Genomic DNA, 15,335 nt, shown 5'->3' with positions numbered 1-15,335 from the left:
GAGCGTCTGGGCGGCGTTGCCGAGGGCGAGCGCGGCGGCGATGCGGCCGCGCCGCGCGTCCAGCCGCTGGGTCTCGGCGCGGGCGGCCGCGGCCATCCCGTCGGGGAGGTCGGTGAGCGCCGGGCCGCGCCACAGGGCGAGGGCGTCGTCGTAGCGGGCGGCGGCCTTGGCCGGGTCGCCGTCGGCGAGGGCGCGGGCGCCCTCCTCCGCGAGCCGCTCGAAGCGGTGCAGATCGACGTCGTCGGGCTCGGCGCACAGCCGGTAGCCGCCGGGTCCTGACGCGATCGCCGCCTTGCCGACGGCCCGCCGCAGCCGCCCGACGAGGGCCTGGAGCGCGCCGTTCTCGTCGGCGGGCGGGTCGGTGTCCCAGACCTCGGCGATGAGCGCGCCGTTCGTCCGCAGCCGCCCCGGGGTCAGGGCGAGCGCGGTCAGCAGGGCGCGCAGCCGTGCGCCGCCGAGGTCGACGGGGGTGCCGTCGTCGCGGTGGGCCTGGGTGGTGCCGAGGATGGCGTAGCGCACGGCCCCATTGTTGTCGACGGCCGCGCCGCACGGTTCACCCACTCCCGGATGCTCCCCGTCCGCTTACCGGCCGGTCGGGGTGCCTGGAACTCCCGGCGCCCTGTCCGACGTTTCCCGGGAGTCGAGCGGGGCACCGTACGACGCACCACGATCAGGTACCGGACGGAGAAACCTCGCGCATGACCACCGCCATCAGCCGCCGTGAGCGGCGGATCAGCCCCGTCTTCCTCGGCCTGGTCGCGATCATGCTCGTATCCGCGTGGGCGGTGTGGACGGACTACTCGGCCAGCCCCGGCTTCGCCGTCTTCCTCTTCGTGGTCTCCGGCTGGGTCGTCTCACTGTGTCTGCACGAGTACGCCCACGCCCGCACCGCGCTGCACGGCGGCGATCTGTCGATCGGCGCCAAGGGCTACCTCACCCTCAACCCGCTGAAGTACACGCATGTGGCGCTGAGCATCGTGCTGCCCGTGATCTTCGTGATCATGGGCGGGATCGGGCTGCCGGGCGGGGCGGTCTTCATCGAGCGGCACCGGATCCAGGGCCGCTGGCGGCACAGCCTGATATCCGCCGCCGGACCGCTGACGAACGTGCTGTTCGCCGCCGCGCTCACCGCCCCGTTCTGGCTGGGCGACGCAGACCAGGTGCCGCTGGTCTTCCGCTTCGCGCTCGCGTTCCTGGCGCTGCTCCAGGTCACCGCCGCGATCCTGAACTTCCTGCCGGTTCCGGGGCTGGACGGCTACGGGGTGATCGAGCCGTGGCTGTCCCACCGCATCCGGCGGCAGGTCGAGCCGTACGCGCCGTTCGGGCTGCTCGCGGTCTTCGGCATCCTGTGGATCCCCGAGGTCAACCAGGTCTTCTTCGACGCGGTCGACGCGATCATGCGGGCGATGGGGGTGTCGCAGTTCGACACCTACTTCGGCCAGGAGTTCTTCCGCTTCTGGCAGGGCGAGCCGCAGTTCCCCGGGATCGGCTCGTAGCGCGGGCTCAGCTCGTGGCGCCCGTCGCCTCGCGTTCGGCGTCCCGCTCGGCCTTGGCCCGGCGGACGTAGAACCAGGCCATGTTGGACGAGATCCCGGCGAGCAGGACCCAGACGACGCCGAGCCAGCTGCCCCGCGCGAAGGAGACGACGGCCGCGGCGACGGTGAGGGCGCAGACGAGGAGGGCGTAGACGGCGAGGCGGGGCATGGGGGTGGCTCCTGGTGGGGGTCCTGTCGGGGGTGTCGCTTCCGACATTGTCGCCCATGCCCCGCCGGGGCGTACGGGTCGCCCTCGGGCGCCCGGCTCAGTCCGGCTCGGGCGTCCGGCTCAGTCCGATTCGGGCGTCCGGCTCAGACGTCCGTGACGCGCAGGCCCGCGTGGGCCTTGTAGCGGCGGTTGACCGAGATCAGGTTGGCCACCAGGGACTCGATCTGGTGGGCGTTGCGCAGGCGGCCCGCGAAGACGCCCCGCATGCCGGGGATGCGGGCGGCCAGGGCCTGCACCAGATCGGTGTCCGCGCGGGACTCGCCCAGCACCATCACATCCGTGTCGATCTCCGCGATCTCCGGGTCCTGGAGCAGCACGGCCGACAGATGGTGGAAGGCGGCGGTGACCCGGGAGTCCGGGAGCAGGGCCGCGGCCTGTTCGGCGGCGCTGCCCTCCTCCGGCTTCAGGGCGTACGCGCCCTTCTTGTCGAAGCCCAGCGGGTTGACGCAGTCGATGACGAGCTTGCCGCTCAGCTCCTCCCGCAGCGACTCCAGCGTCTTGCCGTGGCCCTCCCACGGGACCGCGACGATCACGATGTCGCTGCGCCGCGAGCACTCGGCGTTGTCCGCGCCCTCGATGCCCAGCTCCGCGCCGCCGAGTTCCTCGGCCGCGGTCCGTGCGCGCTCGGCCGCGCGCGAACCGATGATCACCTTCTGCCCGGCCCGGGCCAGCCGGTAGGCGAGGCCGCGGCCCTGGTCGCCGGTGCCGCCGAGCACGCCGACGACCAGGCCGGAGACGTCCGGGAGGTCCCATGGGTCCTTGGCGGGGGCCTTCTTGGCGGGGGCTTCGTTCGTGGCGGGCGTGCCGTCAGGAGTAGTCATGACAGCGATACTGTCACGCCCACGTCATGCCTTCACGCTCCCCTCCGTCAGCCCCGTGCGCCAGTACCGCTGGAGGACGCCCATCAGCACCATCAGCGGCAGTACGGACAGGAAGGCGCCGCCGACCGTGTACTGGTACAGCTCCGGCTGCCGGTCCGCGTACCCCGTCCAGGAGGTCAGGCCGAGCTGGATCGGATAGAGGTCGGAGTCGGAGAGCATGACCAGCGGCAGAAAGAAGTTGTTCCAGATGTGCACGAACTGGAACAGGAAGACGGTGACCAGGGCCGGGGTCATCAGCCGCAGCCCCACCGTGAAGAAGGTCCGTGCCTCGCCCGCCCCGTCGATCCGCGCCGCCTCCATCAGCGAGTCGGGGACGGCGGCGGCCGCGTAGATCCGGCAGAGGTAGACGCCGAAGGGACTGACGACGCTGGGGATGAGGACGGCCCAGTACGTGTTGGCCAGGCCGATGCGGCTGAAGAGGAGGTAGAGGGGCAGGGCGAGCGCGGTCCCGGGGATGAGGACCCCGGCCAGGATGACGTTGAAGATCCCCTCCCGCCCGGGGAAGCGGAACTTGGCGAGGGCGTACCCGGCGGCGGCCGACAGCAGGGTGGCGGCGAGGGCGCCGACACCGGCGTACATCAGGCTGTTGGCGAACCACCGCGCGTAGATGCCGTCGTCGTACGTCAGTACCTGGTGCAGACGGCCGAGGGGGTCCGGATCGTGGAACCAGAAGCCGAAGGTGCCGAAGAGGTCGCTGCTGGACTTGGTCGAGGAGACGACGAGCCAGTAGACGGGGGTGAGGAAGTAGACGGCGGCGACGGCGAGCAGCGAGACGGTGATGATGCGGTACCGCAGCGGGGTCCGGGCGGCGCCCGGGCGGCTCTCCTCACTCACCGGTCCTCCCCGCCCCTCCCGCGCCGGCCCACCAGCCGCAGGAAGCCGAAGGACAGCACGCACGCGACGAGCGCGAGCAGCACCGCCTCGGCCGCGGCGATGTGCTGGTTGTTGCTGGTGAACGCCTCGTTGTAGGCGGCCAGGTTGGGGGTGTAGCCGGAGTCGATCGAGTTGGTGAGCGGTTTGAGCACCTTGGGCTCGGCGAACAGCTGGAGGGTGCCGATGAGACTGAAGACCGTGGTGAGGACGAGCGCGGGCCGGATCAGGGGGAGCTTGATGTGCAGGGCGATCTGCCAGGCACTCGCGCCGTCGATCTTCGCCGCCTCGTACAGCTCCCCCGGTACGGCCTTGAGCTGCGCGATCAGCACCAGCATGTTGTAGCCGGTGAACTGCCAGGTGACGATGTTGGCGATGGACCACAGCACGGTGGAGCGGCCCAGGAAGTCGACGTCCCAGCCCGCCGAGTGCGCCATCTCCACCAGCGGGCTGATCCCCGGTACGTAGAGGAAGCCCCACAGGATCGAGGCGATCACCCCGGGCACCCCGTACGGCAGGAAGAACGCGGTGCGGAAGAAGCCGACCCAGCGCGCGGACGCCGCCTCCAGCAGCAGCGCGAGCGCGGTCGCAAAGGCGATCATCACCGGGATCTGGACCGCGCCGAAGAGCAGCACCCGCCCGAATCCGGCGGTGAAGTGCTCGTCCTGGAGGGCGTGGGCGTAGTTGGACAGGCCCGCCCAGACGTCCTTCGTCTCCCCGCCGAGGCCGAGCGGCCCGGTGCGCTCGACCTTCAGCAGGCTCTCGTAGAGCGCGAAGCCGATGGGGGCGATGAAGCAGAGGAGGAACAGCGCGAGGAACGGCAGCAGGAAACCGGCCGCCGCCCGCGCGCCGCGCGCCTCCGCGCGGGTCATGCGCCGCATGCGGCCCGGCGTACGGCCCGTCGCCCCGCCCGGCGTACGGCCCGGTGTACGGGCCGTCATCCGGCCTCCGCCTTCAGGCCCTTTTCCTTGAGGTCGCTGATCGTGTCCCGCTGCACCTTCGTCAGCACGGACCGGAACGACGACCCGTCGCCGATGGCCGCCGTGAAGGCGTCGCCGAGCCGCTGGTACAGGGTGTCGGTGGCCGGGCCCCACTTCCAGCTGGTGTCCACGCCCTTGCTCGCGTCGTCGAACACCTTGCTGTACTCCTGGCCGCCGAAGAAGTCCTTGTGGACGTCGAGGTCGGAGGTGGCGTACCCCCGCTTGGCGCCGGGGGTGCCGTAGCCGTTCTCGATCAGCAGCTTGATCGACCCGGGGTCGGTGTTGAGCCAGATCGCGAAGTCCAGCGCGTCCTTCGGGTACTTGGTCTTGGCGAAGACGGCGGTCGTGGAGCCGCCCCAGTTGGCGTACGCCGCCTCGCCCCGCTTCCACTGCGGCATGGGGACGACCCGCCATTTCCCGGCGGTCCTGGGGGCGTTGCCGACGAGCAGCGCGTCGCCCCAGCTGGCGCCGAGCCAGGAGGCCATCGCGCCGGTCTGGACGTCCTTGTACCAGGCGTTCTGCCGGTCCGGAATGGTCTTGATCAGCTTCTGCTTGACCAGTGCGTCCCAGTAGTCGGCGACCTTACGGGTCGGCTCGTCGTCGATCGAGACGGTCCAGGTGTCGCCCTCGGCGCCGAACCAGCGCGCCCCGGCCTGCCAGGCGAGGCCCGCGAAGCGGTTGCCGTTGGTCGCCGAGAACGTCTCGATCCAGGCGCCCTTCTTCCGTATCGCCTTGGCCGCCGCCTCGTACGCGTCCCAGGTGGCGGGCGGCTCGACGCCCCACTTCTCGAACAGGTCCTGACGGAGGAACAGCCCCATCGGCCCGGACGCCTGCGGTACGGCGTACACGCCCTTGCCGAACACCGACTGCTGCCACTGCCAGCCGACGAACTTGTCCTTGTACCGGTCGATCCCGTGCCGGGTGAGGTCGAGCAGCCCGTTGTCGATCAGGAAGCTGGGCACCACCGGGTACTCGATCTGGCCGAGGTCCGGCGGGTTGCCCGCCTTGATCGCGGCGTGCATCTTCGCGTACTGCGCGCCCTCGACCGCCGACACCTTCTCGACCTTGACCCGGACCTCGGGGTTCTTGCTGTTCCACAGGTTCACGGGCTTGTCGATGCCCGGCACCCAGGACCAGAAGGTCAGGGTGATCTTCTCGCCCTTCTTACGGCCCTTGGGCTCGTCATCCCCGCCGTCGTCCCCGCCGCAGCCGGCGAGGGTGAGTCCGGCCGCCGCGGCGGCCGCACCGCCGAGGACGGCACGCCGCCGGGGTCCCTGCGCTCCCTGTATTTCTGACATGCTCATACCAGCTCCTCCACCGGAACGCGCCGGAATGTGATGGTCGAGTAGGCGCTGAAGTCGCCGGTCTCGTAGAGCAGTCCGACCGTGTCCTGATCGATCCTGACCAGGTCGGAGTAGGCGGCGGGCAGCCCGTCCACGGTGTGCACCGGCCGCCAGGTGACCCCGCCGTCGCGGCTCGCCCGCACCGTCATCAGGGCCCGGAAGCCGGGCGCGGCGGGCCCGGAGTACAGCAGGACATCCGGTTCGCCGAGGTGCAGCACACAGCCCTCGACCACCGGCGTCACCAGCCCGGCCTGCGGCCGGAAGGGGGTGGCCAGGGTCGCGCCGCCGTCGGACGAGTAGGCGTCGGCGCGGGTGCCGGGCGCCGTCGCGTCGTTACGGGTGTTGAAGTAGACCCGGCCGTCGGGCAGTTCGGCGGCGGTCGTCTCGTTGACGTTGATGTAGCCGTCCGGGTTGTCGTCCACGTACCCGATCCGCCAGGTCTCGCCGTCGTCGTCGCTCAGCAGGTCGTGCCCGCCGTTGTACCGGCCCTCGGTGCCGACGTCGCCGGGGACCGTCGGCGGGAGGGAGTGGTTGGCCGGTACGACGATCCGGCCCGCGTGGTCGCCGTGGCGTAACCGCAGCGCATGCCCCGGGGTGGTGGCGTACCAGCGCCACTCCGGGCGCTTCGTCTGCGCGGTGATCTCGCGGGCCGCGCTCCAGCTCACGCCGTCGTCGTCGCTGTACGTCAGCCACACCCGCCGCCCGTCCTCCGCGGACACCTCGCCGCGGCGGATCCGGTCCTCGGTCGCGGCGGCGGCGCTGCGGACGTGCACCAGCACGACCCGGCCCGCGTGCGCGCCGTCCTCCAGCACAACGGGCGCGGGGTTCCCGGCCGTTCCGTCGCCGTTCCGGGCGACGACCTGGGGCGCGCCCCAGGTCCGGCCCCCGTCGGCGGACCGCTTCAGCACCAGGTCGATGTCCCCGTGATCGGCGGACGACCCCACCCGCCCCTCGGCGAAGGCCAGCAGCGTCCCGGCGCGCGTCACCACCAGCGCCGGAATCCGGTAGCTCGCGTATCCCCCGGTCCTGGCCCGGAACGGGACCGAAACCTCGTACGGGCGTGCCATGCAGACCCTCCCGATGCGCCGTTGCAATCGATCGAGTGCTCAGCCAGACCAAAGGGGACGTAGGACGTCCCTTGTGTCCGGCGACCATAGGGTTTGCCTCACAGAGCGTCAAGAGACGGCGCAATGAACAGTTGTCGCGCGGTTGTCGCCGCTAGCGCCGCGAATGCCCTCAAAGGGGTGAGCGCCCCCCTATTTCCCCAGCGGCCCGTCCCCAACCCCGGCAGGATCCGGGTGCCATGGACGCCGTACGGGTCGCGCTGCTGCGCGAAGTGCTCGCCGGAACCGAGTGGTTGCAGTCCACCCGCCGCTTCGCGGGCTCCCTGCGGGCCTCGGTCGGCTCGCGCGAGGGCGGGCTGCTGCTCGTGGGCAGCGCCGAGTACGAACCCTGGCACCTGGCCGCCCACCTCGACGACGAGGCCGCCTGGTCCGGGCTGCCCGAGCTGTCCCCCACCCTGGTCCGCCACCGGGTCCCGTCGGGCCGCGCGGTCCCGGCCCACCTGTCGGTCGGCCTGGGCCGCCTGGAGGCGGCGGGGCGCGGCGAGACCCTCCTCATCGTCGCCCCGGGCGACCCGGGCGCCGGGCTGCTGGAGCGCGTCAACGACGCCCGCCGCGGCGGCGCCACCGTCCTCGCCCTCGACGGCGGCGACCCCGAACTGCACGCCCTGGCCCACGACGCGCTGTCCGCCCCCGAGGGCGCCGACCTCGACCTCGACACGGTCCAGCACCTGGTCAGCGCGGCCGCCGGGGAGAACACCCTCCCACCCCGCCCCGGCCGCCGCCGCATCCGCGACCGCCTGGCCCGCCTGGCCGACCAGCTGACGTCCCCACCCCCACCGGGCTGGTGACGGCGGTTCTTTCCCGCAGCATCGATATGCGGCTCCGCCGCGTGGCAGGGCTCCGCCCCTGGACCCCGCCGTGCCCCTCCGGCCGCCGTTATCCGCCGTGCCAGCCCGCGATCCGTTCGAGCATCCCGTACGGATAGTTCGGCGTCGGCGGCGCGCTCACCTCGGTGAGCCGGGCCGTCGCTTCCTCCCCGAGGTGCAGCGCGGCCGCGGCGAGCGACTCGCGCAGCTGCGCGACGGTCCGCGCGCCGACGATCGGGGCGGTGACGCCCGGGCGGTCGGCGGCCCACGCCAGGGCCGCCTGACCAGGCGTCACGCCGTGGGCGTGCGCGACATCGCGGAGCACCTCGATGACCGACCACACCTCGTCGGTGTTCCGCCGGTGCCACGCCTCACTCGTCACGTCCTCGGCCCGGGCGACCCGCGTACCGGCCGGTGGACGCTCCTCGCGCCGGTACTTGCCGGTGAGCCACCCCTGCCCCAGCGGGCCGTACAGCAACGTGCCCAGCCCGGCGTCGACACCGGCCGGCACGACCTCCCACTCCACCGCCCGGGCCAGCAGGCTGTACTGGATCTGCTGGGAGACCAGCGGCGGACCGCCCCGCTCCCCCAGCAGCCGCGCGAGCTTGGCGACCTGCCACCCGGCGAAGTTGCTCACGCCGACGTGGCGGGCCTTGCCCGCGGTGACGATCTCGGCGAGGAACTCGACGATCTCGTCGACCCGGTGCTCGTCGTCCGGGCCGTGCACCTGGTAGAGGTCGACCTGATCGACGCCGAGCCGGGAGAGGCTGGCGTCGAGCGCGGTGCGCAGGTACGCCGGGGTCAGGCTCGCGCCGGGAAACCCGAAGCGGCCCTTGGTCGCGAGCAGGACGCGCTCGCGGACGCCCGGCCGCGTGCTCAGCCACCGGCCGACGATGCGCTCCGACGCGCCGCTCCCGTAGATGTCGGCCGTATCGATCAGCGTGCCGCCCGCCTCGACGTACACGTCGAGCATCTCGTGGGCCGCCGCCTCGTCCGTGTCCCCGCCGAACGTCATCGTCCCGAAAGCGAATCGGGACACGGCGGGCCCCGAACGCCCCAGCTGACGCGTTTCCATCCGCACTCCTTCCGTCGTCGCCCGACCCTGGCAATTGGAGTGCGCTCCAGGGCAAGGGCAAGACCCCGCCGGCGGGGCGAAATTCGGTTGCCGTATGCGTCGGCGCGGCCGGACCATGTGCGCTCGTGACCGTGACCGCCGAAGACGACCACACCCCGCCGGAGCCCCCGCGGAGACGGAGGCGCACCCGCGCGTTGCTGCCGGACCTCGCGCCCTGGCGCTCCTCCCGCGACTTCCGCCTCATGTGGACGGCGGGTCTGGTGACCGCGTTCGGCAGCTTCCTGACGATGGTGGCGCTGCCGCTCCAGATCAAGGAGCTGACGGGCTCCGCGGTGGCGGTGGGGGCGATCGGGGCGGTGGAGCTGGTTCCGCTGATCGTCTTCGGCCTGTACGGCGGGGCGCTCGCCGACGCCGTCGACCGCCGGAAGCTGATCCTCGCGACGGAGGCCGGGCTCGGGTTGCTCTCCGTCCTGCTGCTGGTCAACAGCCTGCTGCCGGACCCCATGCTGTGGCCGCTGTACGTCGTCGCCGCGCTGACCAGCGCGCTGATGGGGCTCCAGCGCCCGGCCATCGACGCCGTCGTGGCCCGTATCGTCCCGCACGACCAGCTCACCGCCGCGGCCGCGCTGAACTCGATGCGCTGGCAGCTGTCGGCCATCGCGGGCCCCTCGCTCGCCGGTGTGGTCGTCGCGTACGCGGGCCTGCCGCTCGCCTACGGCCTCGACCTGCTGACCTTCATCGCCTCCCTCCTCCTCTCGCTCGGCCTCACCCCGGCCCCGCCCGCCCACGACGCCGATCCGCCGTCGCTGCGGGCGATCGGCGAGGGCGCGCGGTACGCCTGGCGGCGCAAGGAGCTGCTGGGGACGTACGCGGTGGACATGGCCGCGATGTTCTTCGCCTTCCCGAACGCGATCTTCCCCTTCCTCGCCGACGACCTGGACGCCCCCTGGGCGCTCGGCCTGATGTACGCGGCGGGCTCGGTCGGTTCGGTGGCGGTCAGCGCGACCAGCGGCTGGACGTCCCGCATCCACCGCCACGGCCGGATGGTGGTCCTGGGCGCGGCGGTCTGGGGTCTGGCGATGGCCGCCGCGGGGTGGCTGTCGAACGTCTGGCTGGTGCTGCTGTGCCTGGCGGTGGCGGGCGGCGGCGACATGGTGAGCGGACTGTTCCGCGCCACGATCTGGAACCAGACGATCCCCGACAAGTTCCGGGGCCGCCTGGCGGGCATCGAACTCCTCTCGTACGCCACCGGCCCCCAACTGGGCCAGGTCCGCGCGGGAACCACGGCCGGTCTCACCGGCGCCCGGGCCGCGGTGTGGTCGGGCGGGCTGGCCTGCGTTGCGTCGGTCGCCCTCCTGGCCCTGGCACTCCCCCGCCTGATGGCGTACGACGCGCGCACGGACGAGCACGCGAGGGCCGTCCGAGCGGCCACGCCCCACCAGTAGTCTGACGATCATGGCGGACTGGGGGATGCGACCGGCGTCGATGGCGGACGTCGAGGCGGTGGCCGAACTGCGGGCCGTGGTGCTGCGGGCGGATCTGGAACGGCTCGGGCGCTACGAGGAGCAGCGCGTGCGGCAGCGCCTGCGGAACGGGTTCGTTCCCGCGCACACCCGGGTGATCGAGGTGGGCGGCGCGTTCGCCGGCTGCGTGGCGCTGCGCCCGGCCGAGGACGCCCACTGGCTGGAGCACTTCTACCTGGCCCCGCGCCTCCAGGGAAGCGGCATCGGTACGGCCGTGCTGCGCGGGCTCCTGGAGCGGTGCGACCGCGACGGCACCCTGGTCCGGCTGAACGTACTCCAGGGCAGTCCGGCCCGGCGGCTGTACGAACGGCACGGATTCGCCCTGGAGAACGAGGATCCGGTGGACGTGTTCATGGTGCGCGAGCCGGCCGTGGCCGTGCGCGACGCATGAGCCGCGCTGCGCGAACCGCCGCCTGCCGGACGCGGAAAATCCTTCGACCGACCCGACGCCGATGCGGCACCCTCCCCCGCATGACCCCGCCGCCGTCGTTCATCCCCGGACTGGAGCTCTCCCGCCGCTTCTACCTCGATGCCGTGCGGCCTCTGCTGGACGAGACCGCCCCCGGGATGACGCATTCCGCCGCCCGCCTCGGCAGCGGCTCGGAGGTCCTCGGCTTCGACACCGCCCGCTCCGCGGACCACGAGTGGGGACCCCGCCTCCAGCTCTTCCTGCACCCACGGGACGTCACGCGCCACGGCGCGAGGATCACGGCGCTGCTCTCCGAACGCCTGCCGAAGACCTTCCTCGGCTACCCGACCCACTTCGCCCCCACCGATGAAGCGGGCATCGGGGTCATGCGAGCAACCGACGGGGCGGTCCACCACCGCGTCGACGTCACGGACCCCGGCACCTGGTTCACCACGCACCTCGGCTTCGACCCGCGCGAGGGCATCACCCCGGCGGACTGGCTGGCCACCCCCACCCAGCGCCTCGCCGAGGTCACCGCCGGCGCCGTCTTCCACGACGGGCTCGGCCACCTCGCACCAGCCCGCGCCAATCTCGCCTGGTACCCCCACGACCTCTGGCTCTACCTGCTCGCCTGCCAGTGGCAGCGCATCTCCCAGGAGGAAGCCTTCGTCGGCCGCTGCGGCGAAGTGGGCGACGAACTCGGCTCCGCCGTCGTCGCCTCCCGCCTGGTGCGCGACCTGATGCGGCTCTGCCTGCTCATGGAGCGCCGCTATCCGCCCTACGGCAAGTGGCTCGGCAGCGCCTTCGCCCGCACCACCCAGGCACCCGCCCTCACCCCGATCCTCACCGCGGCCCTCACCGCCCCCGACTGGCACACCCGCGAGCACCACTTGGCCCGCGCCTACGAGACCGTCGCGGCCACACACAACCAGCTCGGCCTCACCGACCCCGTCGACCCCACCACGCGGCCCTACCACTCCAGACCCTTCCAGGTCCTCCACGCCGAACGCTTCACCACGGCGCTGACCACCCGCATCACCGACCCGGCCATCAGCTCCCTGCCGACGATCGGCACCGTCGACCAGTTCGTCGACAGCACCGACGTCCTCAGCCACCCGGAACTGACCCGCGCCGCCACCCGCGCAACGGTCAGCTAGGGCGTGCCGCCCCGCGGGGCGTCGTCGCTCGGGGCGTCGTCCTGCCAGCGGGGGTCGTTCTGCCACTGGGCGTTCCGCTCCTGCGCCGTTTCGAGGGCGCGGGCGGCGTCCTCGGGGGTGCCGTACGGGCCCAGGCGGTCGGCCGCCCGGCATTCGGGGCCCTCTTCGACCTTGTGGTGCTTGACGCAGAAGTACCACTCGCCCGGCTTTCCGACGGGACCCTTCCTGAACAGCGCCATCCCGGCCTCCGTCTCGATAGCTCTCGCCGCGGTCTTCCTCGCGGCCATGGTGCCCGATCCGGCGCCGATACACTCGCTGATATGTCTGGCCAGTCACTCCTTGTTCCGGGGAACATCTCCCCCACCCGCCCCGTCCCCGCCTCGATTCCGCGGCCCGAGTACGTCGGGAAGGAGGGTCCCGCGCCGTATGAGGGGCCCGAGGTGCAGGACGCCGAAACGATCGAGCGGATGCGGATCGCGGGGCGGATCGCCGCGCGGGCGATGGAGGAGGCCGCGAAGCTGATCGCGCCGGGTGTGACGACGGACGAGCTGGACCGGGTCGCGCACGAGTACATGTGCGACCACGGCGCCTATCCGTCGACGCTCGGCTACCGCGGCTTCCCGAAGTCGCTGTGCTCCTCGGTCAACGAGGTCATCTGCCACGGCATCCCGGACACCACCGTCCTGCGCGACGGCGACATCGTGAACCTCGACGTCACGGCCTTCATCCACGGCGTGCACGGCGACAACAACGCCACCTACCTGTGCGGCGACGTGGACGAGGAGTCGCGGCTGCTGGTGGAGCGGACGCGGGAGTCGCTCAACCGCGCGATCAAGGCCGTCAAGCCGGGCCGGAAGATCAACATCATCGGCCGGGTCATCGAGTCGTACGCCAAGCGCTTCGGCTACGGCGTGGTCCGCGACTTCACGGGCCACGGCGTCAACACGTCGTTCCACTCCGGCCTGATCGTGCCGCACTACGACAGTCCGCACCACACGACCGAGATCAAGCCCGGCATGACGTTCACGATCGAGCCGATGCTGACGCTCGGCACGTACGAGTACGACATGTGGGACGACGGCTGGACGGTCGTCACCAAGGACCGCAAGCGGACGGCTCAGTTCGAGCACACCCTGGTGGTGACGGACACCGGGGCGGAGATCCTGACGCTTCCCTGAACCCGAGGTTTTGCCGACAGGGCGTCGGGAAAGGGTGAGGTTAGGTCGCCCTAACCTACCCCGGAGGCCGTCTTGGACGCCACGCCCACGCCCTTCTCCGCGCTCCTCCGCGCCGCCTCGCACGAGCAGCACGCCCAGGTCGCCGGGTCGGCCTTCATGGGGGACCTGCTCGGCGGGCGGCTGGGCGTGGACGCGTACCGGCAGTACACGGAGCAGCTCTGGTTCGTCTACCGGGCCCTGGAATCCACCCCCGGCCACCTCGCCGAGGACCCGGTCGCGGGCCCGTTCATACGGCTGGACCTGGCCCGCACGGAGGAGCTGGAGCGCGACCTGGCCCACCTCGGCGGCCCGCGCTGGCGCTCCGGCCTGGAGCCGCTGCCCGCCACGGCGGAGTACGCGGACCGCATTGCGGAGTGCGTGCGGGACTGGCCCGCCGGGCTGGTCGCCCACCACTACACCCGCTCCATGGGCGACCTCTCCGGCGGCCAGATCGTCCGCGGGATGGCCGAGAAGACGTGGGGCTTCGACCGCAAGGGCGACGGGGTGCGGTTCTACGTCTTCGAGTCGATCCCCAACCCGGCCGCCTTCAAGCGCGACTACCGCGCCCTCCTGGACGCGCTGCCGGTGGACGACCTGGAGAAGCAGCGCGTGATCGACGAGTGCAAGCACGCGTACGGGCTCAACACCGCGATCCTCCGCGACCTGGGCCGCCGCTTCCCGCTCAGCGCCTGAGCGGAGCCCCCAGGACGCCCGGGCGCCCCGGGACATCACGTCCCTATAACGACCTCATACCGCAGACCGGCCAATTGGCCGAATCTTTGCCATGTGCAAAGAGATCCTTGGAATTACCCGACCGCCACGCAGGCAAGGCTCAGTTAAGTTAGGTCCGCCTTATCGGGGCAATGACGCACCCTGCCCCGATGGGCCCGCTATGCCCCGAGCCATGTCTGGAGCCCGCATGAGAGCCGCCCGCACCTCCCTCGTCGCCGCGATATCGGCGCTGACGACGGTCACCGCCGTCGCCGGCTGCGCCGAGAAGTCCGACGCCAAGGACTCCGACGCCGTGCAGGTCACGGCCTCGGACAGTGCGTGCAAGGTCTCCAAGACCTCGTTCCCCGCCGGACACGTGAAGCTCGCGGTGGAGAACAAGGGCGCCAAGGTCACCGAGGTCTACGTCTACGCCCCCGGCGACCGGATCGTCACCGAGCGGGAGAACATCGGGCCGGGCACCAAGGCCGTGATCAACGCCGAGGTGAAGTCCGGTTCGTACGAGATCGCCTGCAAGCCCGGGATGAAGGGCCACGGCATCCGCCAGAAGGTGTCCGCGACCGGGAAGGGGTCGGCGGCCGAGCGGGATCCGCGGCTGGACAAGGCGGTGGCCGCGTACCGCGCGTACGCGCAGAAGCAGGCCGACGAGACGCTGCCGAAGGCCCAGGCGTTCGCCGACGCGGTCAAGAAGGACGACCTGGAGGCCGCCAAGAAGGCGTACGCGCCCTCCCGCATCGGCTGGGAGCGCACCGAGCCGGTCGCCGAGTCCTTCGGCGACATCGACCCGAAGGTCGATGTGCGCGAGGACGGGCTGGAGAAGGGCCAGGAGTGGACCGGCTGGCACCGGCTGGAGAAGTCGCTGTGGCAGACGAAGAAGATCACCAAGGCCGACCATGACCTCGCCGACCGGCTGATCAAGGACCTGAAGGACTGGCAGAAGCGGGTCGGCACGGCCGAGATCACCCCCACCGGCATGGCGAACGGCGCCAAGGAACTGCTGGACGAGGTGCAGACCGGCAAGGTCACCGGCGAGGAGGAGCGCTACAGCCACACCGACCTGGTGGACTTCGAGGCCAACGTCGAGGGCGCCGAGACCTCGTACCAGCTGCTCAAGTCCGTGGCCGGGAAGAACGACCCGGCCCTCGCCAAGGACCTGGACAAGCAGTTCGCCGCGGTGAAGAAGCAGTTGGACCAGTACCGCGAGGGCGACGGCTTCGTTTCGTACGACACCGTCTCGGAGAGCAAGCGCAAGGAGCTGTCGGACGCGGTCAACGCGCTGGCCGAGCCGCTCTCCAAGCTCGCCGCAGCCGTCGTCTCGAAGTGAGGGGCAGGTCATGACCGACGAGGCCACGACCTCCACCACCGCCCCCTCGCGCCGCGCCCTGATCGGCTGGGGCGGTGCCGGGCTCGCGCTCGGCGCCGCGGCCGCCGGGGGCACGGCCGCCGCGCTCACCGGC

Annotated in this window: 17 protein-coding genes; 8 read left to right on the top strand and 9 right to left on the bottom strand. The window is 71.7% G+C overall.

Going from position 1 to position 15,335, the window contains the following annotated elements; translation table 11 throughout:
* The coding region (locus EEJ42_RS24375) for an AfsR/SARP family transcriptional regulator (RefSeq protein WP_184503248.1) at nt 1–519 on the bottom strand (519 nt) is incomplete at its 3' end.
* 179 nt (nt 520–698) lie between these two features.
* On the opposite strand from EEJ42_RS24375, the gene EEJ42_RS24370 reads away from it, so the two are divergent.
* Nucleotides 699–1,496: a site-2 protease family protein gene (locus EEJ42_RS24370; RefSeq protein ID WP_123102879.1), complete on the top strand. Its 798-nt coding sequence runs from the start codon at nt 699–701 to the stop codon at nt 1,494–1,496.
* 7 nt (nt 1,497–1,503) lie between these two features.
* Here EEJ42_RS24370 and EEJ42_RS24365 read toward each other — a convergent pair whose 3' ends face one another.
* The 6 genes from EEJ42_RS24365 to EEJ42_RS24340 form a co-directional block, all read right to left on the bottom strand.
* On the bottom strand, nt 1,504–1,704 hold the full coding sequence (locus EEJ42_RS24365) for a hypothetical protein (protein ID WP_123102877.1): 201 nt from the start codon (nt 1,702–1,704) through the stop codon (nt 1,504–1,506).
* A gap of 143 nt (nt 1,705–1,847) precedes the next feature.
* Complete coding sequence (npdG, locus tag EEJ42_RS24360; RefSeq protein ID WP_123102875.1) at nt 1,848–2,585, bottom strand: NADPH-dependent F420 reductase; 738 nt, start codon at nt 2,583–2,585, stop codon at nt 1,848–1,850.
* 24 nt (nt 2,586–2,609) lie between these two features.
* Nucleotides 2,610–3,479 carry a carbohydrate ABC transporter permease gene (locus tag EEJ42_RS24355; RefSeq protein ID WP_123102873.1) on the bottom strand — a complete coding sequence of 290 codons (870 nt, stop codon included), beginning with the start codon at nt 3,477–3,479 and terminating at the stop codon, nt 2,610–2,612.
* Entirely contained in the window at nt 3,476–4,456 is a 981-nt protein-coding gene (locus EEJ42_RS24350; protein WP_425472952.1) for a carbohydrate ABC transporter permease, read from the bottom strand. Before EEJ42_RS24350 ends, EEJ42_RS24355 begins: the two co-directional genes overlap by 4 nt.
* Nucleotides 4,453–5,793: an ABC transporter substrate-binding protein gene (locus EEJ42_RS24345; protein ID WP_425472951.1), complete on the bottom strand. Its 1,341-nt coding sequence runs from the start codon at nt 5,791–5,793 to the stop codon at nt 4,453–4,455. The genes EEJ42_RS24350 and EEJ42_RS24345 overlap by 4 nt, the downstream gene beginning before the upstream one ends.
* A gap of 2 nt (nt 5,794–5,795) precedes the next feature.
* Nucleotides 5,796–6,905, bottom strand: a complete 1,110-nt coding sequence (locus EEJ42_RS24340; RefSeq protein ID WP_123102869.1) for a sialidase family protein — start codon at nt 6,903–6,905, stop codon at nt 5,796–5,798.
* Nucleotides 6,906–7,141: 236 nt separating this feature from the next.
* Between EEJ42_RS24340 and EEJ42_RS24335 the strand changes: the two genes are divergently transcribed.
* Nucleotides 7,142–7,750, top strand: coding sequence for a hypothetical protein (locus EEJ42_RS24335; RefSeq protein WP_123102867.1), 609 nt, complete (start codon nt 7,142–7,144; stop codon nt 7,748–7,750).
* An 88-nt stretch (nt 7,751–7,838) separates the two neighbouring features.
* Here the strand turns inward: EEJ42_RS24335 and EEJ42_RS24330 are convergent, their stop codons facing one another.
* A complete protein-coding gene (locus EEJ42_RS24330) occupies nt 7,839–8,843 on the bottom strand; it encodes an aldo/keto reductase (protein ID WP_123102865.1) in 1,005 nt (334 codons plus the stop codon).
* 242 nt (nt 8,844–9,085) lie between these two features.
* On the opposite strand from EEJ42_RS24330, the gene EEJ42_RS24325 reads away from it, so the two are divergent.
* From EEJ42_RS24325 to EEJ42_RS24315, 3 genes are all read left to right on the top strand, one after another.
* On the top strand, nt 9,086–10,288 hold the full coding sequence (locus tag EEJ42_RS24325; protein WP_246097327.1) for an MFS transporter: 1,203 nt from the start codon (nt 9,086–9,088) through the stop codon (nt 10,286–10,288).
* Nucleotides 10,289–10,298: 10 nt separating this feature from the next.
* Nucleotides 10,299–10,757: a GNAT family N-acetyltransferase gene (locus tag EEJ42_RS24320; RefSeq protein ID WP_123102863.1), complete on the top strand. Its 459-nt coding sequence runs from the start codon at nt 10,299–10,301 to the stop codon at nt 10,755–10,757.
* Between the two features lie 80 nt (nt 10,758–10,837).
* Nucleotides 10,838–11,932, top strand: a complete 1,095-nt coding sequence (locus tag EEJ42_RS24315; RefSeq protein ID WP_123102861.1) for a DUF4037 domain-containing protein — start codon at nt 10,838–10,840, stop codon at nt 11,930–11,932.
* Here EEJ42_RS24315 and EEJ42_RS24310 read toward each other — a convergent pair.
* Nucleotides 11,929–12,171: a hypothetical protein gene (locus tag EEJ42_RS24310; protein WP_123102859.1), complete on the bottom strand. Its 243-nt coding sequence runs from the start codon at nt 12,169–12,171 to the stop codon at nt 11,929–11,931. The genes EEJ42_RS24315 and EEJ42_RS24310 overlap by 4 nt on opposite strands.
* 81 nt (nt 12,172–12,252) lie before the next feature.
* On the opposite strand from EEJ42_RS24310, the gene map reads away from it, so the two are divergent.
* The 3 genes from map to efeO all read left to right on the top strand — a co-directional run bounded on the left by map (nt 12,253) and on the right by efeO (nt 15,202).
* Nucleotides 12,253–13,110, top strand: coding sequence for a type I methionyl aminopeptidase (gene map, locus EEJ42_RS24305; RefSeq protein WP_123102857.1), 858 nt, complete (start codon nt 12,253–12,255; stop codon nt 13,108–13,110).
* Between the two features lie 72 nt (nt 13,111–13,182).
* Complete coding sequence (locus EEJ42_RS24300) at nt 13,183–13,842, top strand: biliverdin-producing heme oxygenase (protein ID WP_123102855.1); 660 nt, start codon at nt 13,183–13,185, stop codon at nt 13,840–13,842.
* Nucleotides 13,843–14,068: 226 nt separating this feature from the next.
* The gene (efeO, locus tag EEJ42_RS24295) at nt 14,069–15,202 is read left to right on the top strand and encodes an iron uptake system protein EfeO (RefSeq protein WP_123102853.1); all 1,134 of its coding nucleotides are present in this window, start codon (nt 14,069–14,071) and stop codon (nt 15,200–15,202) included.
* The last annotated feature ends 133 nt before the right edge of the window (nt 15,203–15,335 follow it).

Source organism: Streptomyces botrytidirepellens (genome assembly GCF_003721215.1).
Lineage (GTDB): Bacteria > Actinomycetota > Actinomycetes > Streptomycetales > Streptomycetaceae > Streptomyces > Streptomyces himastatinicus.
This window is presented reverse-complemented; position numbering and strand designations above follow the sequence as displayed.